This window comes from Serratia sp. Je.1.23.a (assembly GCF_051129805.1).
GTDB lineage: Bacteria > Pseudomonadota > Gammaproteobacteria > Enterobacterales > Enterobacteriaceae > Serratia > Serratia liquefaciens.
On sequence record NZ_JBCPSR010000005.1, the window covers coordinates 293,738 to 319,534 of the forward strand.

The following is a 25,797-nucleotide window of genomic DNA, read 5'->3' on the forward strand; positions in this document are numbered from 1 at the left end:
CTACGCAAAAGAGTACGGAATCACACTCATGGATATTCGTAAAATCAAGAAACTGATCGAACTGGTTGAAGAATCAGGTATTTCTGAACTGGAAATTTCTGAAGGCGAAGAGTCAGTTCGCATCAGCCGCGCTGCTCCAGCGCAGGCTTACCCAATGATGCCACAGGCATACGCAATGCCGGCACAGCCGCAGCCAGCACTGGCTACCGCCGTTGCCAGCGCGCCAGCCGAAACGCCTGCAGCACCAGCGGCCATGAGTGGCCACGTCGTTCGTTCCCCAATGGTCGGTACTTTCTACCGCACGCCAAGCCCGGATGCGAAAGCCTTCATCGAAGTCGGCCAGAAAGTGAACGCCGGCGACACTCTGTGCATCGTTGAAGCAATGAAAATGATGAACCAGATCGAAGCGGACAAATCCGGCGTGGTGAAAGCCATCCTGGTAGAGAACGGCCAACCGGTAGAATTTGACGAGCCACTGGTCGTCATCGAATAACGAGGCGAACATGCTTGATAAAATTGTTATCGCCAACCGTGGCGAGATCGCGCTTCGTATCCTGCGTGCTTGTAAAGAGCTGGGCATCAAAACCGTTGCCGTGCACTCGACAGCCGATCGCGATCTGAAACACGTACTGCTGGCTGACGAGACCGTGTGTATCGGTCCTGCGCCATCGGTAAAAAGTTACCTGAATATCCCGGCAATCATCTCTGCGGCTGAAATCACCGGCGCAGTGGCGATCCACCCGGGCTACGGCTTCCTGTCTGAAAACGCCGATTTCGCCGAGCAGATCGAACGCTCCGGCTTTATCTTCATTGGCCCGAGAGCCGAAACTATCCGCCTGATGGGCGACAAGGTTTCTGCCATCAATGCCATGAAGAAAGCTGGCGTGCCTTGCGTACCTGGCTCTGATGGCCCGCTGACCGACGACATGGATAAAAACCGTGCCTTCGCCAAGCGCATCGGCTACCCGGTTATCATCAAGGCATCCGGCGGCGGCGGCGGTCGCGGCATGCGCGTAGTGCGCAGCGACAAAGACCTCGAGCAATCCATTTCCATGACCAAGGCGGAGGCCAAAGCGGCTTTCAACAACGACATGGTTTACATGGAAAAATACCTGGAAAACCCACGCCATATCGAAATTCAGGTGTTGGCGGACGGTCAGGGTAACGCCATCTATCTGGCCGAGCGCGACTGCTCCATGCAGCGCCGCCACCAGAAAGTGGTTGAAGAGGCTCCGGCACCGGGCATCACCAGCGAAATGCGCCGTTATATCGGCGAGCGCTGCTCGAAGGCCTGTGTGGAAATCGGTTACCGCGGCGCGGGCACTTTCGAGTTCCTGTATGAAAACGGCGAGTTCTATTTCATCGAAATGAACACCCGTATTCAGGTTGAGCATCCGGTTACCGAGATGATCACCGGCGTGGACCTGATCAAAGAGCAGCTGCGTATCGCTGCCGGTCAGCCTTTGTCGATCAAACAGGAAGAAGTGAAGGTTCACGGCCACGCGGTGGAATGCCGTATCAACGCCGAAGACCCGAACACCTTCCTGCCTAGCCCAGGCAAGATCACCCGTTTCCATGCGCCAGGCGGTTTCGGCGTGCGTTGGGAATCTCATATTTACGCCGGTTATACCGTACCGCCGTACTATGATTCCATGATCGGCAAACTGATCACCTACGGTGAAAACCGTGACGTGGCGATTGCCCGCATGAAGAACGCCCTGGCTGAGCTGATCATCGATGGCATCAAAACCAACGTTGAACTGCAACAGCGGATCATGAGCGACGAAAACTTCCAGCACGGTGGCACCAACATCCACTATCTGGAGAAAAAGCTCGGTCTGCAGGAAACCTAAGGCAGGCTATTCGCATCGCCTGACAGAAGGCCGGTTAATCACCGGCCTTTTTCTTTACTGCTTTGGGTCACTCAATGGATGATCAAATCCATAATAGTTGTATACCCTAAATAATTGGAGTTGCATCAAGGCGGCAAAGGAGCGCATCCCGATGAGCTTACTGTAGTAAGTGATTCGGGTAAGTGAGCGCAGCCAACACAGAGGCAGCTTCAAGTATGACGGGTATATTGGAGAAACGGATGGACACACGTTTTATTCAAGCTCACCGCGAGGCGCGCTGGGCTCTGGGCCTGACGCTGCTTTATCTGCTGGCCTGGTCGCTGGCAGCCTATCTGCCGGACAGCGCATCCGGTATTACTGGTCTGCCGCACTGGTTCGAAATGGCCTGCCTGTTGGTTCCGCTGCTGTTCATCGGCCTGTGTTGGCTAATGGTACGCGGCATATTCCGCGATATTTCGCTGGAGGACGGCGATGCAAACTGAAGTCATTCTGCCGCTGGTCGCCTATCTGGTGCTGGTGTTCGGGCTGTCGGTTTACGCCTATAGCCGACGCCAGAGCGGCAACTTCCTCAGCGAATATTTTCTGGGCAACCGATCGATGGGCGGCTTCGTACTGGCCATGACCCTGACCGCCACCTATATCAGTGCCAGTTCCTTTATCGGGGGCCCCGGCGCCGCCTATAAATACGGCCTTGGCTGGGTGCTGTTGGCGATGATCCAACTGCCGGCGGTTTGGCTTTCACTCGGCGTGCTGGGCAAGAAGTTTGCCATTCTGGCGCGCCGCTACAACGCCATTACCCTGAACGACATGCTTTACGGCCGCTATCAAAGTCGTCTGTTGGTCTGGCTGGCCAGCCTCAGTCTGCTGGTGGCGTTCCTGGGTGCCATGACGGTGCAGTTTATCGGCGGCGCGCGCCTGCTGGAAACCGCCGCCGGTATTCCTTACGACACCGGTTTGCTGATCTTCGGTATCAGCATCGCGCTGTATACCGCCTTTGGCGGCTTCCGCGCCAGCGTGCTCAATGACGCCATGCAGGGGCTGGTGATGCTGATCGGCACCGTGCTGCTGCTGGTTGCGGTGATTCACGCCGCCGGCGGCCTGCACAGCGCCGTGGATAAGCTGCAACAGATTGACCCCGCGCTGGTATCACCGCAGGGCGGTGAACAGATCCTCAGCCTGCCGTTTATGGCATCGTTCTGGATCCTGGTGTGCTTTGGCGTGATTGGCCTGCCGCACACGGCGGTGCGCTGCATCTCTTACAAAGACAGCAAGGCGGTGCATCGCGGGATCATCCTCGGCACCATGGTGGTCGCGGTACTGATGTTTGGCATGCATCTGGCTGGCGCGCTGGGCCGTGCGGTATTGCCGGACCTGAAGATCCCCGATCAGGTGATCCCGACGCTGATGATCACCGTGCTGCCGCCTTATGCCGCCGGTATTTTCCTGGCGGCGCCGATGGCGGCAATCATGTCGACCATTAACGCCCAATTGCTGCAATCTTCCGCCACCATCATCAAAGATCTCTACCTTGGCGTACGCCCACAGCAAATGCAGAACGAGCGCCTGATCAAACGCTTCTCCAACCTGACCACGTTGATTCTAGGCTTGCTGGTGCTGTTGGCGGCCTGGCGGCCACCGGAAATGATCATCTGGCTGAACCTGCTGGCATTTGGCGGCCTGGAAGCGGTATTCCTGTGGCCACTGGTGCTGGGCCTGTACTGGGAACGCGCCAATGCGCAGGGAGCACTTAGCTCAATGGTGACGGGTGCGGTATGCTATACGCTATTGGCCAGCTTCAATCTGCAGCTAGCGGGGTTGCACCCTATCGTGCCTTCGCTGCTGCTTAGCCTGCTGGCGTTTTATATCGGTAACGTCATTGGCGAAAAGCGCCGAGTGGCGTCATCATTAGCCTCTTAAAGAGAATTGTTATGCCTTGGATCCAACTAAAACTGAACACCACCGGCAGCCAGGCGGAAGACCTGAGCGACGCGCTGGTTGAAAGCGGCGCCGTATCGGTCACCTTCCAGGACACCCACGACAATCCGGTGTTCGAACCGCTGCCGGGCGAGACCCTGCTGTGGGGCGACACTGATGTGATCGGGTTGTACGATGCCGAAACCGACATGGCCGACGTGGTCGCCATGCTGGAACAGCACCCGCTGCTGGGCGTCGGCTTCCGCCATAAAATTGAACAGCTGGAAGACAAGGACTGGGAGCGCGAGTGGATGGACAACTTCCACCCGATGCGCTTCGGCGAACGTCTGTGGATCTGCCCAAGCTGGCGCGACGTGCCCGACCCGAACGCGGTCAACGTCATGCTGGACCCGGGCCTGGCATTTGGTACCGGCACTCACCCAACGACTGCACTGTGCCTTCAATGGCTAGACGGCCTCGATCTGGCCGGTAAAACCATTATCGACTTCGGCTGTGGTTCCGGCATCCTGGCAATTGCCGCGTTGAAGCTCGGTGCAGCGCGCGCTATCGGCATCGATATCGATCCCCAGGCCATTCAGGCCAGCCGCGACAACGCGCAGCGTAACGGCGTTTCAGAGCGTCTGGAGCTGTATCTGCCAAAAGACCAGCCTGCCGATCTGCAGGCCGACGTGGTAGTCGCCAACATCCTGGCGGGCCCATTGCGTGAGCTGGCCCCCTTGATCGGTTGTCTGCCGAAGTCCGGCGGTTATCTGGGCCTGTCCGGCGTGCTGGCAACACAGGCGGCAAGCGTGGCGCAAGCCTATGAAGAGAAATTCACGCTGGATCCGGTCGCAGAGCGTGAAGAGTGGTGCCGCATCACCGGTCAGCGCAAGTAATCCCCTTACTGCCCTGATAAAAACCACCGCCAACGTAGCCCGTGGCGGTGGTTTTTTGTTTTTCCTGTCTACGCGACGTCGGCACCCCGCGCCTTTGAAACGCCATGCCAAATTCACGTGACCCTGAATATTTTCTGCCTAAGCCTTCACCACGCGATTTCAGCATAATTCAGCCCATTCTCAATGAAAAACCCTGCCAAACGACTTAAATCACTGCCGTTCTCGCGCTGAATCGAGACTCATTACAGATAAAATCCTGTTGTATTGGGAATATTTTATAGCGCACCAATTAACCAAAATCAGGCAAGCCATTGTTAAGTATATATAATATTTTTATGAATCCCGACAAACCGCATTTTTAATGGCGAATAGCGGCCAATTGGTCAAAGTTTGGCCTTTCATCTCAGCGCAAAAATGCGTAATATACGCGCCCTTGCGGACACAGTATGGTTACTCTTTGTCTATGCGCATTGGACACCACCAGCTTACAAATTGCCTGATTGCGGCCCCGATGGCCGGCATTACAGATCGCCCATTTAGGACCCTATGTCATGCGATGGGTGCTGGGATGGCTGTATCCGAAATGCTCTCCTCCAATCCGGAGGTGTGGCGGACGGATAAGTCGCGTCTGCGTATGGTCCATAGCGATGAACCAGGGATCCGCTCCGTGCAGATTGCCGGATGCGATCCGGATGATATGGCCGCCGCGGCGCGTATTAACGTGGCCGGCGGTGCACAGATCATCGACATCAATATGGGTTGCCCGGCCAAGAAAGTGAACCGGAAACTTGCAGGGTCTGCTTTGCTGCAGTACCCGGATCTGGTTAAACAGATCCTCCACGCGGTGGTTAACGCCGTGGATGTGCCGGTAACGCTTAAGATCCGCACTGGCTGGGCGCCAGAACACCGTAACTGTGTAGAGATTGCCCAACTGGCCGAAGACTGTGGTATACAGGCCCTGACTATTCATGGCCGAACCCGTGCCTGCCTGTTCAACGGCGACGCGGAGTACGACAGCATTCGGGCAGTTAAGCAGAATGTTTCCATTCCGATTATCGCGAATGGTGACATTACTGACCCGCATAAAGCCAGAGCAGTGCTCGACTACACTGGGGCTGATGCCCTGATGATAGGCCGCGCTGCTCAGGGGAGACCCTGGATCTTCCGGGAAATCCAGCATTATCTGGACACTGGGGAACTGCTGCCCCCTCTGCCACTTGGCGAGGTTAAGCGTTTGTTGATAGGGCATATTCGGGAATTGCACGGCTTTTACGGCCAAGGCAAGGGATTCCGGATTGCTCGTAAGCACGTATCCTGGTATCTCCAGGAGCACGCCCCGAATGACCAGTTTCGGCGCACATTCAACGCCATAGAGGATGCCAGCGAACAGCTGGAGGCGTTGGAGGCATATTTCGAAAATCTTGCGTAACAAAAAAGAGCTGACAGAACTATGTTCGAACAACGCGTAAATTCTGACGTACTGACCGTTTCAACCGTGAACTCACAGGATCAAGTGACTCAAAAGCCTCTGCGTGACTCGGTTAAACAAGCACTGAAGAACTATTTTGCTCAACTGAATGGTCAAGACGTTAACGATCTGTATGAGCTGGTATTGGCTGAAGTTGAACAGCCACTGTTGGACATGGTGATGCAATACACCCGTGGCAACCAGACCCGTGCAGCCCTGATGATGGGCATCAACCGCGGTACGCTGCGTAAGAAATTGAAAAAATACGGCATGAACTGATACTAGTCAGTTGGCATGTTGAAAAGGCGCAACCTCGCAAGAGGCGGCGCCTTTTTCTTTTTCCGGATTGCGGGCAATAAAAAAGGCCGGAAGCCCGGCCCTCTTGCAGTATAGCTACCGAGTTATTCGGTGACTTTGTTCTTTAGGCTTTCCGTTTCTTGCTTGGTTTTATCCCAGGCTTTCTCGGTACCTTGTTTGGTGCTGTGCCAGGCTTTTTGCGTACCCTCGGTCACTTTGCTGCCCGTAGTATCGCTTTTGCCTTCAGCAGCATGCTTAGCTTTCAGCTTCAGCTCATCGCCTTTATCCTGCGTTTGGTGCAGTTTTTCTTTGGCGGTATCTGCGCCCTTGTGCGCTTGCGCAACAACCTCATCGCTGGCCTGCGTCGTAGTTGCAGCAAACACCGGAGAAGCGAGTAACAATGCAGACAAGGCAAAAATTGATTTTTTCATAATTCCCTCTTTTCAGATACGTGCTATTCAGCCTGGAACAAGATGGCATAATTTTTCCATTATGCGCCTTAGGAATAGGACTAAAATGCCATAACACGATACAAAAGCTCTTCAACATTCAGTTGTTCGAACTTTTATGCTACCCCTGCCACTTACCGCATTCGCTCCAATCAAGGCACAAAAAATTAAAATTTTTCATGTCACAAACTATAATTTATCCGTTTTTTAACACGCAATGAATAGGATGGATTCTATGGTTGCCGTCATCATCATTGGCATATTTATCATCAGCTTTGCCTATGCGCACTCTCGCGGAAAAGAAAAACTAAAAGTGACACGTCAGCTTTTTGATCACTCTACATTTATGGGACCGATCAATATGTTCATGACGGGTTTTTCACGACTGCCTGCCAAACAGCCTTATTTCGATCCTTGTGAGTTTCCCGAGTTGCAGATCCTGAGCGACAACTGGTCGACGATCCGCGATGAAGCAGTTCGCTTGCAAGATCATATCAAGAAGGCGCAATCGCACAACGATGCTGGCTTCAATACCTTCTTCAAACGCGGTTGGAAACGTTTTTACCTCAAATGGTACAGCGACAGCCACCCGTCAGCCGAAGCGCTATGTCCGCAGACGGTTGAGTTGCTGAATCGCCTCCCATCGGTTAAGGCAGCCATGTTTGCCGAGTTACCGGCCGGTAGCCATCTGGGCAAACATCGCGATCCCTATGCCGGCTCGGTGCGTTATCATCTAGGGCTGTTAACCCCCAATGACGATCGCTGTTTCATCGACGTAGATGGGCAGCAACACAGTTGGCGTGACGGCCAGTCGGTGATTTTCGATGAAACCTATGTGCATTGGGCGCAAAACGCCACTAACCAGACACGAATCATCCTGTTCTGTGATATTGAACGGCCAATGAAATGGCGTTGGGCACAGGCGGTAAATCATTGGGTCGGTGCCACCCTCATGTCGGCCGCCAGTTCACCTAACGATGATAAAGACCGCACCGGCTTCATCAACCGGATATTCAAATACGTCAACGCCGCGCGTGATGCCGGTCAAGGCCTGAAAGCCCGTAATCGCAGTGGGTATTACCTGCTAAAATGGCTGGTGATTGCCGCAATTTTCGCCGCCATCATCTTTCCCAGCCTGTAAAATTCCGATCTTCAATAGGGGTACAACACGAATGAGAATATTCGCATGCCCCTCTTCTGCTGCACCCAGTATTGTGTGATACAATACGCATTCCTAGAGCCGCCTTCGCTGGCCTACAGCCCTCCTTCCGAAGCCTGATAGCAGCGCGAACCGCCCTTCGAGTGTAAAGATTTAGTCAATTATGGAATCTGGCTAAACCATAGTGGTATCTGGGTGTCTGAGTGGTTGTATCGCAATTGAGTGGATCTTTATGCGTTACAGGTTGCTGCCCCCTTAACGCATAAATGAGTTCATATGAAGCGTCCGCAAAAATTCAAATCGGCCCTGCTGCATCCGCGCTATTGGTTCACCTGGTTCGGCCTGGCTTGCTTATTCTTATTGGTCCAACTTCCCTACCCGGTGCTGCACAAGCTCGGCGTGTGGATGGGCCGCACCTCAATGCGATTCCTCAAACGCCGCGTTGCCATCACCCGCCGTAACCTGGAGCTGTGCTTCCCGGATATGGACGAGGCTCAACGCGAACGCAAAGTGGTAGGCAACTTCGAATCCCTCGGCATGGGCCTGCTGGAAACCGGCATGGCCTGGTTCTGGTCTGATAAGCGCGTTAAGCGCTGGTTCAACGTTTCCGGTATCAATCACCTGAAAATGGCACAACGAAACCAACGCGGTGTGTTGGTGATTGGCGTGCACTTTATGTCGCTGGAGCTGGGTGGCCGTGCCATGGGTTTGTGCCAACCCATGATGGCGATGTACCGCCCACACAACAATAAAGCCATGGAATGGGCGCAGACCAAAGGTCGCATGCGTTCCAACAAGGCGATGCTCGATCGCAAAGATCTGCGCGGCATGGTTCATGCCCTCAAGCGCGGCGAGGCCGTATGGTTCGCCCCGGATCAAGACTACGGTCCACGCGGTAGCGTGTTCGCTCCACTGTTCGCCGTCGATCAGGCTGCCACCACCAGCGGTACCTTTATGCTGGCGCGCATGGCCAAGCCGGCGCTGGTGCCGGTGGTTCTGATCCGCCGCGAAAAAGGTCGGGGTTATGACCTGCTGATCCAACCGGCGCTGGAGAATTATCCTATCGGCGATGAGATTGCCGCGGCGGCTTACATGAATAAAGTGGTGGAAAAAGAGATCATGCGCGCACCTGAGCAATACATGTGGCTGCATCGTCGCTTTAAAACCCGGCCGGTCGGGGCTCCGTCATTGTACTGAGCCCAAAAACCATACTTATCAGCCCGGCCAATGCCGGGCTTTTTTGTGCGCCGGATTTAAAAAACTGCGGATGGGCGCTTATCTTTGCTGTAACCTCCTTTTTTACCCGCACAGGAAAAGGAAATGATGAAAGCTCAAGTCCGTATTGCTCTGGTCGGTGACTACCAACCTCAGGCCGTTTCTCACCAGGCCATTCCTATCGCTCTTCAGCTCACCGCTTCACATCTTAACGTCGACATTCAATCCCACTGGCTGCCCACAGAAACCATTACCGACACGTCGGTACTGCAGGACTATGATGCCATCTGGGTGGTACCCGGCAGCCCGTATAATCATGACGATGGTGCCTTTATGGCTATTCGCCATGCGCGTGAGCAAAACGTTCCCTTCCTGGGCTCTTGCGGCGGTTTCCAATATGCGATCGTAGAATACGCCCGTAACGTGATGGGCTGGCACGATGCCGGGCATGCGGAAACCGACAGTGGGGGTCGGTTGGTGATAGCCCCGCTGAGCTGTTCGCTGGTCGAAAAAAGCGGTGCCATTATTTTCCAACCCAATACGCTGGCAGCCCGTGTCTACGGCAAGCTGGAAACGCACGAAGGCTATCACTGCAACTTCGGCGTCAACCCGGAGTTTGTCGCCGATCTGCAACGGCACCCGCTGATAATCAGCGGCCACGACACCGAAGGTGACGTTCGCTCGGTTGAGCTACCGGGACACCGTTTTTACGCCGCCACGCTGTTTCAGTCCGAACGTGCGGCATTGCGAAACGAGCTTTCACCACTGGTGGTGGAACTGATCAGGGCCGCGGCAACGGCCTGATAGCCCCAGATTCGGCAATAATAAGGAGGATCATGCCGCTATGATCCTCCTTCTGGGTTGTAATCGCAGGTTCACCACATCAGTTGCCCTATCAGTGGGGCGGCAATCACCGTGATAATCCCCGCCAGCATCATCACCAGGCTGGAGACGACGCCTTCTTCCTGCCCCATCTCATAGGCTTTCGCGGTACCGGCGCCGTGCGACGAAGCCCCCAGCCCGGCCCCTTTCGCCAGACTGCTGCGTACTGACAGCCGCAGAAACAGGATGTCCCCCACTGCCATACCGAATACCCCGGTGATCACCACGAACAGCGCCACCAGATCCGGCTGGCCGCCCATCTGTTTGGCGGCCTCCAGCGCAAACGGCGTGGTGATGGAGCGCACCGCCAGGCTGCGTTGCACTTCTTCCGGCAAAGTCAGCAGGCGAGCCAGCCACACCGAGCTGTAAACCGCCACCAACACCGCCGTTAGCACCCCGGCGCTGAGCGATAACCAATGGCGACGAATGATATGCAGATTTTCGTAGACCGGCACCGCGAAGGCGATGGTCGCCGGCCCCAATAGCCATAGCAGCCAGTGCGTTTCACCGATGTAGTCCTGGTAGGAAATATGGGTCACCACCAGCAGCAGCACCAGGATCATCGGCGTCAACACCAATGGCATCAGCAGCAGGGTACGACGGCGCCGGTAGAGTTTTTTATTGGCGAAGTACAACACCAGGGTTGCCAGAAAGCAGGCGAGGCTAAGGATAAAATCATTCATCGCGTTGTTTGCGCCGTTGCAGCCAGACTTCCAGTCTATAGACGCGATCAACCACCAATCCGGTCGCGCCCAGCGTTAGCATGGTGCTGACAGCAATCACCAGGAAAATTTTCCAGCCCTCCACCATTAACAGCTGGGCATAGTTCACCACGGCCACCACCGCCGGAACAAAGAACAGCAGCATCTCGGCCAGCAACCAGCGCGAACCGGCCTTGACCCAGTTCAGCGGCAGAATGCGCAACAGGATCAGCGCCAACAACATCAACATGCCAACAATGTTGGCGGGCAGCGGCAAATGGAACTGCTGCACCAATCGGTCGGCAATCAAAAATAACACCGCATATAAAGCAACCTGGATCGGCACCTGCAGCCGGTTCAACAAAGAGGGAGCTGCGTGGCGGAACGCCAATAACATGGGGGAAGGCCTTAAACAAAAAATTCACGGTTTACAGTATACGCAGCCAGGAAACCTCGCCTGAAATGAATTAAAATTATCGACATCATGCCATCAGGGAATAGTTTCCCGACGGTACTTCCCCCAGGAGAATCCAACGTGGATGTCCGCACCCTGCGCTACTTCGTGGAAGTGGTGCGCCAGCAAAGCTTTACCCGCGCGGCGGAGAAACTGTTCGTCACCCAACCGACCATCAGCAAGATGCTGCGCCATTTGGAAGAAGAACTGGAATGCACGCTGCTGATCCGCGAAGGCCGCAAACTGCACCTGACCGACAGCGGGCAAGCGGTATACCAGCGCGGGCTGGCGATCATCGATGAGTTCCGCCAATTGGAGGCGGAGCTGGAAGACATCAGTTCGGTCAAAAAAGGCGTGCTGCGGCTGGGTATTCCCCCCATGGTCGGCCGGCAGATTGCCGATCTGATCCGTCAATTCCGCCAAACCTACCCTGGCATCGAGCTGAAAATCTCCGAGCTGGGTGGGCTGTCGGTGGAGCAGGCGGTGATGTCCGGCGAGCTGGATCTGGCGATGACCATACTGCCGGTCGATTCGGATCAACCACTGACCTTCCTGCCGTTACTCGTCCACCCCATGTGCGTGGTTGCGCCGCGCACGCCACACTGGCTTAATCGCACCAGCATCAATATCACCGAGTTGGCTAACTGGCCGATCCTGCTTTATAACGAGGACTTCGCGCTGTACAAAATGCTGATGAAAGCGTTCCGTCAGGCCGGGTTTGAGCCACAGATTGCGGTGCGCAGCGGACAGTGGGATTTTTTGGCTTCGATGGTACAGGCCGGGGTCGGCATCGCCACCCTGCCGGAGCCGGTCTGCCAATGGCTGGATAAGGAAAACCTGATCTGGCTGCCGCTGGAACCCCGTATGGAATGGAAAGTCGGGTTGATCTGGCGGCAGGGCAGCTACCTGTCGCACAGTGCACAGGCCTGGATAGCCTGCTGCCGCGACTACTGGCCCGCAGCCAGTACCAGTCACCACAAATAACAAGGGCCGCATATGCGGCCCCAGACTGCTGATAATTCCTTTGTACTTAAAAGTCATGGATTGTGTGCTGATAAAAACAAAGGATGATGTCTTCAGTTTTACCCCAAACACCCGAAAACCACGCTTTTCGGATGTTTGTCATCAAATCAGGGCCGCATATGCGGCCCCGTGAGTATTATCCTTCTCGCTCTATCAACAGCGCTTCCAGCAGGTCGAGATCGTGCAACAGCTTTTGCAGCGTCTCGTTGCTGATTTTTTGCGTAGCGCGCAGGTGATATAGCTCACCGCGCTCAGCGCGTAGCGCCGTCAGGCGGAAACGACGCTCGAGGTTCTCCAGCATCAGCGCATTCTCGATATCGTCCTTGGTGGTGATACGGCGCCGCAACGTCCCCACCACTCGCGAACTGATCTCTTTCAGCACCTGCGGATCGAGGTTTTCCTCGGTATCAACCGCCAACCGCTCTTCCATTTTGTTGATGCTTTCGATCGCCACTTCAGCCGCCATGGCGATTGCCATCCGCTCTTCGCTTTTGCTGACGCTCTTATCCGCCACCTGAACGCCGCGCAGCAACAGCGGCAGCGCCAGTACGCCGGCAATCAATGAAAGCAGGATCACCCCAGCGGCGATAAACACCAGTTGGTAACGCGCCGGGAAGGCGGTGCCGTCACTCAGCAACAGCGGAATTGACAGCACACCGGCCAGCGTAATCGCCCCGCGTACCCCGGCAAACGATGCTACCCACAGTTCACGGGTGGTGTAATCGCCGAACTGCAACGGCCGTTTTTTCATAAAGCGACGGCTGGCGTTTTTCATCAGCCACAGCCAGGTAAAACGCAATACCAGCAGCGCCGCGTAGATAATCGCCACGTCGGCAAACAGGTACCAGGTCTGAATGGTCGGATCCAGCTCCGCCTGCAGGATGGAGGTTTCCAGGATCCCCGGCAGCTGCAGGCCCAACATGATGAACACCATGCCGTTGAACACAAACTCCAGCATCGCCCAGACGCTGTTGGCGCGCAGGCGCATCGCCAGCGGCGCGTTGCGGATCACGCCGGACTGGCTGATGGTCATCCCCGCTGCCACCGCCGCCAGGATGCCGGATACGCCAATGTGTTCGGCAATCAGGTAAGAAGCAAAAGGTAACAGCAGCAGGAAGACTATCTGCGTCGCCGGGTCATCACCGCTCCAGCGGCTCATGATCCGCAAAGATTTACTGTAGAGCCAGGTGACCGCTACGCCTGCCAGCAGGCCGCCGATCGCCACCTTGAGGAACTCGAGCGTCGCGCCGCCCACGGTAAACACCATGGTGCCCATCGCCACCGCGATAGCGAATTTGAGTGAGACCAGGCCCGACGCGTCGTTCATCAGCGCCTCGCCTTCCAGCACGCCCATGATCGGCTTCGGAATACGCCCTTTACCGACGATGCCGGACAGCGCCACGGCATCCGTTGGCGACAGCACCGCCGCCAGCGCAAACGCCGCCACCAGAGGAATGCCCGGCACCATGGCGTAAATCAGATAACCGATGCCAACCACGGTGATCAGCACCAATACCAGGGCCAGGCCAAGAATTTCACGACCGTGGTGCAAAAACTCCCGCGTCGGGGTTTTCCAGCCATCGGCAAACAGCAGCGGCGGGATAAACAGCACCAGGAACAATTCAGGGTCAAAGTCGACGTGCAACCCGAAATGCGGCCAGGCCAACAGGGCCCCGATACCGATTTGCATTAACGGCAGCGGCACCTGGAACGGCAACATGCGCGTCACCACACCGGACAGGGAGACCACCAGAATTAAAATGAGGATTGTAAAAAAGATTTCCATGCTTTCCTTAGACTCTTGGGTTCAGACTACATCTCTGATGTATACCCGATAGTAGATCACTTTTTTTACGGCGGTTAAAGCTTGTTGTGCCTTTCAAAATGCAGCATTGGCAGAAGGAGATTTATCTGAATAGGGTATGAGGGCAAACATCCCCCGCCGGAACGACGGGGGAAACGACATAGCGGTTAGATTGCCCAGCCGCCGGCATAGAATGCCACCAGCGCCACGGCGATCAGCACGGTACCGATATTCAGCCGACGCCATTCGCCGGAGAAGATACGGCCAATCACCAATGAGCTGAAGCCCAGCATGATACCGGTGACGATATTGCAGGTCAGCACGATAAACACGGCGCACAGCAGGCCGGACATGGCATCGACAAAATCATTGAAGTCCAGCTTGGTGACGTTGCTCAACATCAGCAGGCCAACGTACATCAGCGCCGGTGCGGTCGCGTAAACCGGCACCAGATAAGATAACGGCGACAGGAACAGGATCAGCAGGAACAGCAAACCGACTACGGTTGCTGTCAGCCCGGTTTTACCGCCCGCAGCCGTGCCCGCTGCGGATTCGATATACACCGCCGCCGGGGCCGCACCGACCAGACCAGAGAAAATGCTGCTCAGGGAGTCCGAAGTCAGCGCCTTGCCGCCGTTGATGATTTGCCCGTCTTTATCCAGCAGGTTGGCCTGAGCGGCCACCGCACGGATAGTACCGGTAGCGTCAAATACCGCGGTCATCACCAGCGCCAGCACGCTCGGCAAGACCACCGGCTGCAATGCGCCCATGATATCCAGGCTGAAAATCAACGAATTGCCGTTGGCATCCGCCAGGCTTGGCATCGCGAATAAGCCCTGGTATTTCACCGCCGGGTCAAACACCAACCCCACCACCGAAATAGTGATGATCACCAGCAGAATACCGCCGGGAACGCGCAGTTTTTCCAGCCCGAAAATCACCGCCAATCCGAGCAGCGTCATCACTACCGGGAACGAAGTGAATGCGCCCAAAGCCACCGGCAGGCCGTCCAGTGGGTTTTTCACCACCAGGCCAACGCCGTTAGCCGCGATCAGCAACAGGAACAGACCGATACCGATGCCGGTACCATGAGCGACGCCCATCGGCAAATTACGCAGGATCCAGGCGCGAATACCGGTTACCGAAATAATGGTAAAAAGCACCCCCATCAGGAATACCGCCCCCAACGCCACCGGAATGCTGATGTGTTGGCCCAGCACCAGACTGAACGCCGTGAAAGCGGTCAGGGAAATCGCACAGCCGATGGCCATCGGCAAATTGGCCCATAACCCCATCAGCAACGAACCGAGACCCGCCACCAGGCAGGTGGCGACAAACACCGCCGTTGGCGGGAAGCCGGCTTTGCCCAGCATGCTCGGCACCACGATCACCGAGTACACCATCGCCAGGAAGGTGGTTAGCCCCGCCACCACTTCCTGACGCACGGTGCTGCCGCGCGCAGAAATATTAAAATAACCATCAAGCCCGCCTTTTGGTTTAACGGCGTTATTCGCTTGAGAATTCGACATGTTGCTGTCCCCTGTGTTTCATTGCCAGCCCGTTTAAAGAGGCTTGTTATTCCGCCCACGCATGTTCATTAGGGTAACGTTTGCTTTTCTGCCCTTTGCTCACGTCGCCAATAGGCGTCGCATCAAAGGCAAACGTTTAACTCACAGTGAATGGTGCGGGTAATTTATGGTGGTTTATTCAAGGCAAACGATTATCCAGCCTTCCATACCGTCTGATCAACCAAAGATCGCGCCAATTTATGCGGAAAAGCACTGGGATCAATCATTATCGAAAATACGGTATTTGTCTCATAGGTAAATCCGATGGGAGCGCCCCCCTTTCGGAGGGCAAAACGACTACTGAGCCTGGGCCGCCTTTTCATCCATGTACATCAGTTCCCAGATGTGTCCGTCCAGATCCTGAAAACCGTGGCCGTACATAAAGCCATAATCTTGCGGCTGGTTATAGGTATTGCCGCCGGCGGCGATCGCTTTGCGCACCAGATCGTCCACCGCTGCCCGGTTAGGCTGCGACAGGCATATCAGCACTTCGGTCGCCTTTCTGGCATCGCTGATCGGGTTCGGGGTGAACATTTTGAATTTGTCGTGGGTCAACAGCATCACATAGATGCTGTCGCTGACCACCATGCAGGCGGCGGTGTCATCGGTGAACTGTGGATTAAAGCTGAAACCAAGACGAGTGAAAAACTCGATGGATACGGGCAAATCGCCCACCGGCAGGTTAACAAAAATTTGCGTAGCCATGGGCTACCTCCGACGAAGAGTGACCTCATCGAGTATAGCCCACTCGCTCATTTCAGCAGGTCATAAGGCCCGCCCTGCTCCAGCGCCCGTTGGTAGGCCGGCCGCGCATGGATACGCTGGAGATAGTCGCGTAGCTTTGGACAGCCATCCAATGCGCCACGTGCCGCCATCGCTTCCAGCGGAAAACTCATCTGGATGTCCGCTGCGCTGAATTCATTGCCGACAAACCAGGTGCTTTTGGCCAGGTGCTGTTCAAGATAGTCGCGGTGCGGAGCAATCTGTTTATCCAGATACTCCCGCTGTACGCCTTTGCCAATAGCCCCTGCCACTGGCCGTAACAGCCAGGGAATGGGCGGCTGGCCCAAACGGCTAAACACCAGCTTCATCACCAACAGCGGCATCAGTGACCCTTCGGCATAATGTAGCCAGTAACGATACTGTTGCCGGGCATGATAGTCGGTGGGGATAAACTGCCCCTGCGCATCGTAGGCTTCCTGCAGATATTCAATAATAGCGCCGGACTCCGCCAGCGTAAGATCGCCATCGACAATCACTGGCGACTTGCCGAGCGGATGGATCTTTTTCAACTCCGCAGGCGCCAGCATGGTTTGCGGATCGCGCTGATAGCGCTGCACCTGGTACGGCACTCCCAATTCTTCCAAAAACCACAGGATGCGCTGCGACCGCGAGTTATTTAGATGGTGCACGATAATCATGGGGCTTCTCCACTCTGTTGCCACACCCGTTATATGTCGAGGCTTCTGGTTAAAGGGTAGTGGTGAATTATCCCACCCGCCAACAAGGTCATCTGTCGCTCAAAATTAAATCAATAAATTTGACAGAGATACTCAAAACTCTCCGATTTTCTCTTTGGGCATGACGGCCTATTATCTAACACATCGAGAGACAACAGCCTCTCACCTAAAAAATACCCTGAGGATTGAATCATGAAAAACATCAAATTTTTTGCTACCGCTCTGCTGCTGACTACCGCTTCTTTCGCCAGCGTTGCCGCTGACCAACCCGCTAACCAGCCTGCGGCCGGTGCCCAGAAAATCGGTGTGGTGTCCGTGAGCGGCGCTTCTAACCTGAGCACGCTGGAAAATGAACTGGCCAGCAAAGCCGCTGCATCCGGTGCCAGCTCTTACCGCATCATCTCCGCCGGTGGCCAGAACAAACTGTATGGCACCGCAGAAATCTTCAACTGATCGTCAGACAGTAAACTGACGGAAGAAAAAAGCCCCGCAAGGGGCTTTTCTCGTTTCTAGCGAGCATCAAATCTCGCCGCCAGCTTCTGCAGCCGAAATTGTTCGATCATGAAATCAACAAACACTCGGGTTTTGGTCGGCAGGAACTTGGTGGTGGGGAAATACAGGTGCACGCTGCCGCGATCGACATACCAGCCCGACAATACCCGCACCAGTCGACCGCTTTCCAGATAAGGCAAGGCGTTCGGCATGGCGATCAGCGCGATCCCCAACCCCATTTCCGCCGCCTGCGCTGCAGCATCCGGTTCATTTACCGTCATTTTGATTTCCATCGACGGCGCTCGCTGTTCATTCTCCGCATTACGTAGCGGCAGATTGCGGATCCGCCCGGTTTGCGGTGAGCGGATAAAAATGCCCGCATGGTTCATCAACTGTTCCGGCTGCCGGATGGCGGTGTTGCGCTGCAGATACGCAGCAGAAGCCACCAGGACCCCATGGGCTGGAGCCAGTTCACGTGCAATCATGCCCTGCGCCAATTCGATACCGCCCCCCATTGCAGCATCAAAATGCTCACCAATCAGATCCACTTTACGGTTGTCGAAATGCCAGTCTGGGACAATTGCCGGGTAACGCGCCAGAAAGTCGGGCAGCATCGGCATGACAAAATGCAGGCCGAACGCCGTCCCCATGCTGACCTTCAGCGTGCCGGCCGCCACCCCGCCGCCGCTGCTTACTCCTTTTAATGCGCACTGGATCGACAACAGGCCGCCGCTGACCTCCTGCAAAAAACGTTCGCCCTCTTCGGTCAGGATCAATTTGCGCGTATTGCGTTGGAAAAGCCTTACCCCGACGATCGTCTCCAGCTTGGTCACGTTCTTCCCGACTGCCGCAGAGCTGATGCCCAGCTTGCGTCCGGCCGCAGAAAAGCTGCCGTTCTCTGCACTGCTGACAAAACATTCCAGGTGACCAAGCATGGTTGCTCCTGTTGATTTCAAACCCACGGTTTAAGCTGATTATAGCTCTTTGTGGCTAGTGGCGACCCGGCGTTTCCCAGATACTGATCCGGTAGATGTTTAACCTCACCCCACTCTGGAGAAGCACCATGACAACAGCACATCCTCTGCAAAACAAAGTCGCATTTATTCAGGGCGGCTCACGCGGCATTGGTGCCGCCATCGTTAAGCGCCTGGCACGTGAAGGCGCCACCGTAGCCTTCACCTACGTCGCCTCCGCCGAAAAAGCAGACGCCCTGGTGGCCGAAATCACCGCCACCGGCGGTAAAGCGCTCGCCATCAAGGCCGACAGTGCCGATGCCGCGGCCCTGCAACAAGCGGTACGCCAGGCAGTAAACAGCCTGGGTAATCTGGACATTCTGGTGAACAACGCCGGCGTGCTTGCGATGGGCAGTACCGAAGAGCTGCCGCTGGAAGATCTGGATCGCACGCTGGCTGTCAACGTGCGCAGCGTATTTGTCGCCAGCCAGGAAGCGGCGCGCCATATGAATGACGGTGGCCGAATCATCAACATTGGCAGCACCAACGCTGAACGCATGCCCTTTGCCGGCGGCGCAGTTTATGCCATGAGCAAATCCGCGCTGGTCGGTCTGACCAAAGGCATGGCGCGCGATCTGGGCCCACGCGGCATCACCGTCAATAATGTGCAACCCGGCCCGGTCGATACCGACATGAATCCGGCCAGCGGTGATTTCGCCGAACAGTTAAAAGCCATGATGGCCATCAGCCGTTACGGCAAAGATGAGGAGATCGCCAGCTTTGTCGCTTACCTCGCCGGTCCGGAGGCGGGCTATATCACCGGCGCCAGCCTGAGCATCGACGGCGGTTTTTCGGCTTAAATGTTCTGAAAAGCAAAAAGCCCCTTTCGGGGCTTTTTTTTGGGCTTAGGACAACCTGATAGTTGGGTAGGGCACGTGCGCCCAGAACGGGATAGCCGTTGCCCCCCCACCGAACCGTACGTGCACATTTCTGTGCATACGGCTCTCCATTGGATCAAACAAAGCTTCTTCGGTCTGGCAGTGTTCCTCTGTGAAGGTTGACGTGACAGGTCCGGCAGATCACTAATGTTTTCCTGTTACGGGCAATCATCAGCTTCTTCCAGTTATCTGTACCCGACTTGATATCCTTAAGTTTCCTCACATGGTGGACTTCAAAAGGACCGGTTCTGGTACCGCAATATTCACATTGGCATGCAGCCATCCTGTCCAGCAATTCAGTTCTACCAGAATATTTATGCGTGTTCGGCAATATATCCGGTGAACTGTGTTTTGGCGCACTCCTGTTTTTGAGTCTAAATACCTCCAACTCATATACCTTTCCATTACGATTTTCCCGATAAACATACCTGCCATCCGCTTGCCTTAACCGCCGCGCGATTTTGGTGCGTGACATCCGATGTTTACCTGCCAGCGTCTTATAAAGACTATTTTCCCATATCCAATGCAACTTATTGAGATAGAGAACGGGGGTAAGATTGTAGTAATTCGCATAGCCGCGCATTTCGGCGTTGTACTGACCAATTATTTCATAGTCAGACATGTGCATCATTGCTGGCCGACCAGCACTATTACCATATCCGCCATCGTAATTCCCATAGCCACGTAGAGAGCAGAATTTCAGGATTCTTTCCCTCGGTACACCCAGATGGACGTGTTCCGTTATCGTACGTTTTATCGCATGAGTTTTACTTCCATCTGCATTAAGCCCTACAACACATTTGACCTGTTTGCTTTCACGGCGTGTTTTAATTTCATAACCGAGAAAAGTGAATCCTTTCTTTGGGTCAATAATGCCGGATTTCTCTTTTGATATTTCCAGATGAAGTTCAGTTTCAACAAAATTGACAACCTCTTTCATTATCTTTTTTGCCTCATTTTTACTTCCTGTCACACCAATCAGAAAATCATCAGCATATCGAACATACCGCATTCTTTTGAATTCAGAATCATCCATAATAACACTAGATAGTGTGCGCAATTTTTTCTCCAGTTCATCCGCTTCATGTCTCCATTTTTGGATTTTCTGCTCATCAGCAGGCATTCCGGAAGCGCCGAAACCTTGCCTGATCCATTTAATACGATTTGCTCGGTTCTGTAGTGCTCTTTTGTATATGGGATTGGGTTTCCTCCGTCCCCCTTTGCCGAACTCGCTGATTCTATTTTTCATAAACTCATCAAGTTCATGGAGAAATACATTGGCAAGAATAGGGGAGATAATACCACCTTGCGGTGTCCCGCTATGGGTGCCAAAGTAACGCCAGTTGTCCAGATAGCCAGCCTTCAGGAACTTCTTGAGAAGCGCCAGAAATTTGTTATCAGCGAACCGCTTACTCAGGAATTTCAGCAGCAGATCGTGGTCAATGTTGACGAAGTAACCTTTGATATCAACATCACATACCCATTTTGTTCCTTTCCAACGGTTTCTGATTTCTTTTAATGCAGAATGACAGGAACGTTTAGGCCTGAATCCATTGCTCCAGTCGCTAAAAACCGGTTCATAGATTTCTTCCAGTAACATCCTCATTACTTCCTGTATTAACTTATCGTCTCCAGTTGGAATACCTAATGGACGTTTCTTTCCATTCGGTTTTCGGGCATCTTTAGGTATGTGCGTGCGCCTGCAAGGTTTGGGCTTATACGAGCCTGAATTTATAAGCTGAATGAGATTAATAATCCTGTCCACGCTCATTTCATCCATCGTATTATTATTTATTCCTCTCGTCATGGCTCCCTGATTAGAATAAATATTGGCATAGGCCTGTGCCCAAAGATCTTTATTGCTACACATGATTTTGTGCAGCTTCTTGATCTTATAACCTTGTGTACTGGCTTTGTTTATACCACTTAGAGCATTGAGTGTTCTTTGTGATAGCACTGACTATCGAACCTCGCTTCTATTAGTATAGTTCCAACTGACTCCCTTCCCCCTTACGAATATAATTTCACCGATAATTGCTTATCAATTTATATATATTTTTCAGATTGGTTAGCCAATTGCGACTCCATTACAGAGCTACGTTGGGTACTACGGAGCCTCCGTTACCATATTGGTTAATTACATAACCAACTTAGGTAATCCCGTATTTCTTTGTAGTCAAGGTGCATCCCACTTAGGTTCCACTTACGTTCAATTACCACTCTCACCGAGCAGGTGCCAATATTGTTGGATATAGTAACCTTCTAAAAATAATTACTATAAATACTGGTATGACTCCTGAATAACCGTGAGTCAAAGGCATCCCGAAACCCACTATGAACTATGATTCAACCAATCAGGCTTAACCATATGGGACTTGCAATGGCTGGCGCAAAGTAGGTTATTTCCCCGCAACCAGCCTTTTCCTGACATGCTACACTCCCCTCCCTCTTTCGAGGTTCAAACCCATTACTGGGTAAGGATAAGTCAGGCTTGCAATAGGCTCTCCAACAGCCTATGGTTAACTCAGAACATTGAGTTAACCACTTGATTTACAAAGCAAAACGGCGCACTCAGAAAGGAATATCGTCGTCGAAGTCCATTGGCGGTTCATTGCTGCTGGCTGCCGGTGCGTTGTTCTGCGCCGGGCGCGCCTGCTGGCCACCGCTGAACTGGTTGCCGCCTTGTGGCTGCTGAGGTTGACCCCAACCGCCCTGGCCGCCGGAAGCCTGACCACCGCCTGCCGGTGCGCCACCGCCTTGACGGCCGCCCAGCATCTGCATGGTGCCGCCAACGTTAACCACAACTTCGGTGGTGTATTTTTCTACGCCGGCCTGATCGGTCCATTTGCGAGTCTGCAGCGCGCCCTCGATGTAAACCTGGGAACCTTTACGCAGATATTCGCCCGCCACTTCAGCCAGCTTGCCGAACAACACGACACGGTGCCACTCGGTCTTTTCTTTCTGCTCGCCAGTCGCCTTGTCACGCCAGCTTTCGGAGGTTGCCAGGGTAATGTTGGCCACTGCACCGCCATTCGGCATGTAACGGACTTCCGGGTCTTGGCCCAGATTCCCGACCAGAATTACTTTGTTTACGCCTCTGCTGGCCATGAGAACTCTCCTGATGATTGATTTTTACACAGTATAAACGAGTAAGTTTAACACGCTCAGCCTGAAACGACACCCGTGTTGATTACTGCGTGCTGTATTCCGGAATTGTCCTTTCGATCGACCTGTTTGCATTCATGTACTGGATATTCATTCAGGTTTTTTTGTGTCATAATTATGCGTTTCGTACTGGCTGTGCCGGTTTTTTGCGCGTTCGATCACATAATCGTGCGTAAATCACCCAGACAGGCGCGGTGTATCATCAAGACGGGAAGTGTAAATGGACAATATCGAAGTTCGTGGTGCTCGAACCCATAATCTCAAAAACATCAACCTGATTATCCCGCGTGACAAGCTGATCGTCGTCACCGGTCTGTCCGGTTCAGGCAAGTCCTCGCTGGCCTTTGATACCCTGTATGCCGAAGGGCAGCGTCGCTACGTCGAATCGCTCTCCGCCTATGCACGCCAGTTCCTTTCGCTGATGGAAAAACCGGACGTCGACCACATTGAAGGTCTGTCACCGGCAATTTCCATCGAGCAGAAATCGACCTCGCATAACCCGCGATCGACGGTTGGCACCATCACCGAGATCCACGATTACCTGCGTCTGCTGTTTGCCCGCGTCGGCGAACCGCGTTGCCCGGATCACCATGTCGAACTGGCGGCGCAAACCGTTAGCCAGATGGTGGATAACGTGCTCAGCCAGCCGGAAGGCAAACGCCTGATGCTGCTGGCCCCGGTGGTAAAAGACCGCAAGGGAGAGCACACCAAAACGCTGGAAAACCTCGCGAGCCAGGGCTATATCCGTGCACGCATCGACGGCGAAGTGTGCGATCTTTCCGATCCCCCGAAGCTGGAGTTGCAGAAAAAGCACACCATCGAAGTGGTGGTCGATCGCTTTAAAGTGCGTGATGACCTGTCGCAGCGTCTGGCGGAATCCTTCGAGACCGCGCTGGAGCTGTCCGGCGGCACCGCCATTGTGGCTGATATGGACGACGAAAAAGCGGATGAGCTGCTGTTTTCCGCCAACTTCGCCTGCCCTATCTGCGGCTACAGCATGCGCGAACTCGAACCGCGCCTGTTTTCGTTCAACAACCCGGCCGGCGCCTGCCCAACGTGCGACGGTCTGGGCGTACAGCAGTTCTTCGATCCGGAACGCGTAGTGCAGAACCCCGAGCTTTCGCTGGCCGGCGGTGCCATTCGCGGTTGGGATCGTCGCAACTTCTACTACTTCCAGATGCTGCGTTCGCTGGCAGAGCATTACGCGTTTGACGTTGAAGCGCCTTTCAACAGCCTGGACGCCAACGTGCAGAAAGCGGTGCTCAGCGGCTCCGGTAAAGAATCGATCGAATTCAAATACATCAACGATCGCGGTGACACCACCGTGCGCCGCCATCCGTTCGAAGGCGTGCTGCACAACATGGAGCGCCGTTATAAAGAAACCGAATCCAGTGCGGTGCGCGAAGAGCTGGCGAAGTTTATCAGCAACCGCCCTTGTGCCTCGTGCCACGGCACCCGTCTGCGCGAAGAAGCGCGAAACGTGTTCGTTGAAGACACCACGCTGCCGGAAATTTCCGATCTGAGCATCGGCCATGCGATGACCTTCTTCCAGAACATGAAGCTCAGCGGGCAGCGCGCCAAGATCGCCGAGAAAGTGCTGAAAGAGATTGGCGATCGCCTGAAGTTCCTGGTAAACGTCGGCCTGAACTACCTGTCGCTGTCGCGTTCGGCGGAAACCCTCTCCGGCGGTGAAGCGCAGCGTATCCGTTTGGCCAGCCAGATTGGCGCCGGCCTGGTGGGCGTGATGTACGTGCTGGATGAGCCGTCAATCGGCCTGCATCAGCGCGACAACGAACGCCTGCTGGAAACCCTGATCCATCTGCGTAACCTCGGCAATACGGTGATCGTGGTGGAACATGACGAAGACGCCATCCGCGCCGCCGACCATGTCATCGACATCGGTCCCGGTGCTGGCGTGCACGGCGGCCAGGTAGTGGCGGAAGGTACCGTCGAAGACATCATGGCGCAGCCTGAGTCATTGACCGGCCAGTTCCTCAGTGGCAAACGCGAGATTGCCATTCCGGAACAGCGCGTACCGGCGGACCCGACCAAGGTGCTGAAATTGAGCGGTGCTCGCGGTAACAACCTGAAGGACGTGACGCTGACGCTGCCGGTGGGGCTATTTACCTGCATTACCGGGGTATCCGGCTCCGGCAAATCCACGCTGATCAACGACACGCTGTTCCCGATCGCCCAGCGCCAGCTCAACGGTGCCACTATTGCCGAACCGGCGCCGTTCCGCGAAGTGACCGGTCTGGAGCACTTCGACAAGGTGATCGACATCGATCAAAGCCCGATCGGGCGCACTCCGCGTTCCAACCCGGCGACCTACACCGGCATCTTCACCCCGGTGCGTGAACTGTTCGCCGGCGTGCCGGAATCGCGCAGCCGCGGTTACAACCCGGGCCGCTTCAGCTTTAACGTCAAGGGCGGCCGCTGCGAAGCCTGCCAGGGTGACGGTGTGATCAAGGTGGAAATGCACTTCCTGCCGGACATCTATGTGCCGTGCGACCAGTGCAAAGGCAAACGCTATAACCGCGAAACGCTGGAAGTGAAGTACAAAGGCAAAAGCATCCACGAAGTGCTGGAGATGACCATCGAAGAGGCACGTGATTTCTTCGACGCGGTACCGGCATTGGCGCGTAAGTTGCAAACCTTGATTGAAGTCGGCCTGTCTTACATCCGTCTCGGCCAGTCGGCGACCACGCTGTCCGGCGGGGAGGCGCAGCGCGTCAAGCTGGCTCGTGAGCTGTCAAAACGCGGTACCGGTCAAACACTGTACATCCTGGATGAGCCGACCACCGGGCTGCACTTCGCCGATATTCAGCAACTGCTGGCGGTGCTGCATCAACTGCGCGATCAGGGCAATACCATCGTGGTGATTGAGCACAACCTGGACGTGATTAAAACCGCGGACTGGATTGTCGACCTGGGGCCGGAAGGTGGCAGCGGCGGCGGTGAGATCCTGGTTGCCGGCACGCCGGAAACCGTGGCTAACTGCGAAACGTCGCACACCGCGCGCTTCCTTAAGCCGTTACTGAAGAAGAAATAATCCCCTGCCAGGCGGGCCGTTACTGTAGCGGCCCGCACGCTTACCCGTTTCGGT

General features: G+C 54.7%; 24 protein-coding genes. 14 read left to right on the forward strand and 10 right to left on the reverse strand.

Features of this window, described 5'->3' with window-relative positions; translation table 11 throughout:
* Positions 1-28 precede the first annotated feature (28 nt).
* From accB to fis, 7 genes are all read left to right on the forward strand, one after another.
* Entirely contained in the window at positions 29-493 is a 465-nt protein-coding gene (gene accB / locus AAZT04_RS18710; protein WP_020832085.1) for an acetyl-CoA carboxylase biotin carboxyl carrier protein, read from the forward strand.
* A 10-nt stretch (positions 494-503) separates the two neighbouring features.
* Positions 504-1,853 (forward strand): acetyl-CoA carboxylase biotin carboxylase subunit, encoded by a 1,350-nt coding sequence (gene accC, locus AAZT04_RS18715; protein ID WP_020832086.1) that lies wholly within the window; start codon positions 504-506, stop codon positions 1,851-1,853.
* Between the two features lie 239 nt (positions 1,854-2,092).
* On the forward strand, positions 2,093-2,335 hold the full coding sequence (locus AAZT04_RS18720) for a YhdT family protein (RefSeq protein ID WP_020832087.1): 243 nt from the start codon (positions 2,093-2,095) through the stop codon (positions 2,333-2,335).
* Positions 2,325-3,770 (forward strand): sodium/pantothenate symporter, encoded by a 1,446-nt coding sequence (gene panF, locus AAZT04_RS18725; protein ID WP_434681288.1) that lies wholly within the window; start codon positions 2,325-2,327, stop codon positions 3,768-3,770. Before AAZT04_RS18720 ends, panF begins: the two co-directional genes overlap by 11 nt.
* Before the next feature lie 11 nt (positions 3,771-3,781).
* Complete coding sequence (prmA, locus tag AAZT04_RS18730; protein ID WP_020832090.1) at positions 3,782-4,663, forward strand: 50S ribosomal protein L11 methyltransferase; 882 nt, start codon at positions 3,782-3,784, stop codon at positions 4,661-4,663.
* Between the two features lie 463 nt (positions 4,664-5,126).
* Positions 5,127-6,092 (forward strand): tRNA dihydrouridine synthase DusB, encoded by a 966-nt coding sequence (gene dusB, locus AAZT04_RS18735; protein ID WP_046374956.1) that lies wholly within the window; start codon positions 5,127-5,129, stop codon positions 6,090-6,092.
* A 21-nt stretch (positions 6,093-6,113) separates the two neighbouring features.
* Positions 6,114-6,410: a DNA-binding transcriptional regulator Fis gene (gene fis, locus AAZT04_RS18740; RefSeq protein WP_000462905.1), complete on the forward strand. Its 297-nt coding sequence runs from the start codon at positions 6,114-6,116 to the stop codon at positions 6,408-6,410.
* Positions 6,411-6,532: 122 nt separating this feature from the next.
* On the opposite strand, the gene AAZT04_RS18745 is transcribed toward fis, so the two are convergent.
* Positions 6,533-6,859, reverse strand: coding sequence for a hypothetical protein (locus AAZT04_RS18745; RefSeq protein ID WP_020837135.1), 327 nt, complete (start codon positions 6,857-6,859; stop codon positions 6,533-6,535).
* A gap of 253 nt (positions 6,860-7,112) precedes the next feature.
* Here AAZT04_RS18745 and lpxO point away from each other — a divergent pair, with 253 nt between their 5' ends.
* From lpxO to AAZT04_RS18760, 3 genes are all read left to right on the forward strand, one after another.
* Positions 7,113-8,018, forward strand: a complete 906-nt coding sequence (lpxO, locus tag AAZT04_RS18750) for a lipid A hydroxylase LpxO (RefSeq protein ID WP_434681307.1) — start codon at positions 7,113-7,115, stop codon at positions 8,016-8,018.
* A 294-nt stretch (positions 8,019-8,312) separates the two neighbouring features.
* On the forward strand, positions 8,313-9,233 hold the full coding sequence (lpxP, locus tag AAZT04_RS18755) for a kdo(2)-lipid IV(A) palmitoleoyltransferase (RefSeq protein ID WP_020837138.1): 921 nt from the start codon (positions 8,313-8,315) through the stop codon (positions 9,231-9,233).
* A gap of 123 nt (positions 9,234-9,356) precedes the next feature.
* The gene (locus AAZT04_RS18760; RefSeq protein ID WP_420902750.1) at positions 9,357-10,055 is read left to right on the forward strand and encodes a CTP synthase C-terminal region-related (seleno)protein; all 699 of its coding nucleotides are present in this window, start codon (positions 9,357-9,359) and stop codon (positions 10,053-10,055) included.
* Between the two features lie 71 nt (positions 10,056-10,126).
* On the opposite strand, the gene AAZT04_RS18765 is transcribed toward AAZT04_RS18760, so the two are convergent.
* Both AAZT04_RS18765 and AAZT04_RS18770 read right to left on the reverse strand, forming a co-directional pair.
* Positions 10,127-10,816 (reverse strand): LrgB family protein, encoded by a 690-nt coding sequence (locus AAZT04_RS18765; protein ID WP_020837140.1) that lies wholly within the window; start codon positions 10,814-10,816, stop codon positions 10,127-10,129.
* Positions 10,809-11,231, reverse strand: coding sequence for a CidA/LrgA family protein (locus tag AAZT04_RS18770; protein WP_020837141.1), 423 nt, complete (start codon positions 11,229-11,231; stop codon positions 10,809-10,811). Before AAZT04_RS18770 ends, AAZT04_RS18765 begins: the two co-directional genes overlap by 8 nt.
* Before the next feature lie 138 nt (positions 11,232-11,369).
* On the opposite strand from AAZT04_RS18770, the gene AAZT04_RS18775 reads away from it, so the two are divergent.
* A complete protein-coding gene (locus AAZT04_RS18775; RefSeq protein ID WP_020837142.1) occupies positions 11,370-12,272 on the forward strand; it encodes a LysR family transcriptional regulator in 903 nt (300 codons plus the stop codon).
* Positions 12,273-12,447: 175 nt separating this feature from the next.
* Here AAZT04_RS18775 and AAZT04_RS18780 read toward each other — a convergent pair whose 3' ends face one another.
* The 4 genes from AAZT04_RS18780 to AAZT04_RS18795 form a co-directional block, all read right to left on the reverse strand.
* A complete protein-coding gene (locus tag AAZT04_RS18780; RefSeq protein WP_434681311.1) occupies positions 12,448-14,097 on the reverse strand; it encodes a Na+/H+ antiporter in 1,650 nt (549 codons plus the stop codon).
* A gap of 185 nt (positions 14,098-14,282) precedes the next feature.
* Positions 14,283-15,644, reverse strand: a complete 1,362-nt coding sequence (locus AAZT04_RS18785; protein ID WP_434681313.1) for an NCS2 family permease — start codon at positions 15,642-15,644, stop codon at positions 14,283-14,285.
* A gap of 336 nt (positions 15,645-15,980) precedes the next feature.
* Positions 15,981-16,388: a VOC family protein gene (locus tag AAZT04_RS18790; protein ID WP_020837145.1), complete on the reverse strand. Its 408-nt coding sequence runs from the start codon at positions 16,386-16,388 to the stop codon at positions 15,981-15,983.
* Positions 16,389-16,435: 47 nt separating this feature from the next.
* Positions 16,436-17,104 carry a glutathione S-transferase family protein gene (locus tag AAZT04_RS18795; protein WP_020837146.1) on the reverse strand — a complete coding sequence of 223 codons (669 nt, stop codon included), beginning with the start codon at positions 17,102-17,104 and terminating at the stop codon, positions 16,436-16,438.
* 231 nt (positions 17,105-17,335) lie between these two features.
* Here AAZT04_RS18795 and bhsA point away from each other — a divergent pair, with 231 nt between their 5' ends.
* Positions 17,336-17,596: a multiple stress resistance protein BhsA gene (bhsA, locus tag AAZT04_RS18800; protein WP_020837147.1), complete on the forward strand. Its 261-nt coding sequence runs from the start codon at positions 17,336-17,338 to the stop codon at positions 17,594-17,596.
* 56 nt (positions 17,597-17,652) lie between these two features.
* Here the strand turns inward: bhsA and AAZT04_RS18805 are convergent, their stop codons facing one another.
* On the reverse strand, positions 17,653-18,570 hold the full coding sequence (locus AAZT04_RS18805) for a LysR family transcriptional regulator (protein ID WP_046372534.1): 918 nt from the start codon (positions 18,568-18,570) through the stop codon (positions 17,653-17,655).
* A 128-nt stretch (positions 18,571-18,698) separates the two neighbouring features.
* Here AAZT04_RS18805 and AAZT04_RS18810 point away from each other — a divergent pair, with 128 nt between their 5' ends.
* Positions 18,699-19,448, forward strand: coding sequence for a 3-oxoacyl-ACP reductase family protein (locus AAZT04_RS18810; RefSeq protein ID WP_020837149.1), 750 nt, complete (start codon positions 18,699-18,701; stop codon positions 19,446-19,448).
* A 154-nt stretch (positions 19,449-19,602) separates the two neighbouring features.
* On the opposite strand, the gene AAZT04_RS18815 is transcribed toward AAZT04_RS18810, so the two are convergent.
* Positions 19,603-21,483, reverse strand: a complete 1,881-nt coding sequence (locus AAZT04_RS18815; protein ID WP_434681317.1) for a reverse transcriptase domain-containing protein — start codon at positions 21,481-21,483, stop codon at positions 19,603-19,605.
* Between the two features lie 614 nt (positions 21,484-22,097).
* Entirely contained in the window at positions 22,098-22,634 is a 537-nt protein-coding gene (gene ssb1, locus AAZT04_RS18820; RefSeq protein ID WP_020837150.1) for a single-stranded DNA-binding protein SSB1, read from the reverse strand.
* Between the two features lie 277 nt (positions 22,635-22,911).
* On the opposite strand from ssb1, the gene uvrA reads away from it, so the two are divergent.
* Entirely contained in the window at positions 22,912-25,743 is a 2,832-nt protein-coding gene (gene uvrA / locus AAZT04_RS18825) for an excinuclease ABC subunit UvrA (RefSeq protein WP_020837151.1), read from the forward strand.
* Positions 25,744-25,797: the final 54 nt, after the last annotated feature.

What these genes read in the sequence shown, in the direction of transcription:
- AAZT04_RS18785 (WP_434681313.1), bottom strand. Translation starts at nt 15,644, where the DNA reads ATGTCGAATTCTCAAGCGAATAACGCCGTTAAACCAAAAGGCGGGCTT.
- AAZT04_RS18770 (WP_020837141.1), bottom strand. Translation starts at nt 11,231, where the DNA reads ATGTTATTGGCGTTCCGCCACGCAGCTCCCTCTTTGTTGAACCGGCTG.
- AAZT04_RS18790 (WP_020837145.1), bottom strand. Translation starts at nt 16,388, where the DNA reads ATGGCTACGCAAATTTTTGTTAACCTGCCGGTGGGCGATTTGCCCGTA.
- AAZT04_RS18760 (WP_420902750.1), top strand. Translation starts at nt 9,357, where the DNA reads ATGATGAAAGCTCAAGTCCGTATTGCTCTGGTCGGTGACTACCAACCT.
- accC (WP_020832086.1), top strand. Translation starts at nt 504, where the DNA reads ATGCTTGATAAAATTGTTATCGCCAACCGTGGCGAGATCGCGCTTCGT.
- AAZT04_RS18805 (WP_046372534.1), bottom strand. Translation starts at nt 18,570, where the DNA reads ATGCTTGGTCACCTGGAATGTTTTGTCAGCAGTGCAGAGAACGGCAGC.
- accB (WP_020832085.1), top strand. Translation starts at nt 29, where the DNA reads ATGGATATTCGTAAAATCAAGAAACTGATCGAACTGGTTGAAGAATCA.
- AAZT04_RS18765 (WP_020837140.1), bottom strand. Translation starts at nt 10,816, where the DNA reads ATGAATGATTTTATCCTTAGCCTCGCCTGCTTTCTGGCAACCCTGGTG.
- AAZT04_RS18795 (WP_020837146.1), bottom strand. Translation starts at nt 17,104, where the DNA reads ATGATTATCGTGCACCATCTAAATAACTCGCGGTCGCAGCGCATCCTG.
- panF (WP_434681288.1), top strand. Translation starts at nt 2,325, where the DNA reads ATGCAAACTGAAGTCATTCTGCCGCTGGTCGCCTATCTGGTGCTGGTG.
- AAZT04_RS18720 (WP_020832087.1), top strand. Translation starts at nt 2,093, where the DNA reads ATGGACACACGTTTTATTCAAGCTCACCGCGAGGCGCGCTGGGCTCTG.
- uvrA (WP_020837151.1), top strand. Translation starts at nt 22,912, where the DNA reads ATGGACAATATCGAAGTTCGTGGTGCTCGAACCCATAATCTCAAAAAC.
- ssb1 (WP_020837150.1), bottom strand. Translation starts at nt 22,634, where the DNA reads ATGGCCAGCAGAGGCGTAAACAAAGTAATTCTGGTCGGGAATCTGGGC.
- lpxP (WP_020837138.1), top strand. Translation starts at nt 8,313, where the DNA reads ATGAAGCGTCCGCAAAAATTCAAATCGGCCCTGCTGCATCCGCGCTAT.
- prmA (WP_020832090.1), top strand. Translation starts at nt 3,782, where the DNA reads ATGCCTTGGATCCAACTAAAACTGAACACCACCGGCAGCCAGGCGGAA.
- AAZT04_RS18810 (WP_020837149.1), top strand. Translation starts at nt 18,699, where the DNA reads ATGACAACAGCACATCCTCTGCAAAACAAAGTCGCATTTATTCAGGGC.
- AAZT04_RS18780 (WP_434681311.1), bottom strand. Translation starts at nt 14,097, where the DNA reads ATGGAAATCTTTTTTACAATCCTCATTTTAATTCTGGTGGTCTCCCTG.
- bhsA (WP_020837147.1), top strand. Translation starts at nt 17,336, where the DNA reads ATGAAAAACATCAAATTTTTTGCTACCGCTCTGCTGCTGACTACCGCT.
- fis (WP_000462905.1), top strand. Translation starts at nt 6,114, where the DNA reads ATGTTCGAACAACGCGTAAATTCTGACGTACTGACCGTTTCAACCGTG.
- dusB (WP_046374956.1), top strand. Translation starts at nt 5,127, where the DNA reads ATGCGCATTGGACACCACCAGCTTACAAATTGCCTGATTGCGGCCCCG.
- AAZT04_RS18745 (WP_020837135.1), bottom strand. Translation starts at nt 6,859, where the DNA reads ATGAAAAAATCAATTTTTGCCTTGTCTGCATTGTTACTCGCTTCTCCG.
- lpxO (WP_434681307.1), top strand. Translation starts at nt 7,113, where the DNA reads ATGGTTGCCGTCATCATCATTGGCATATTTATCATCAGCTTTGCCTAT.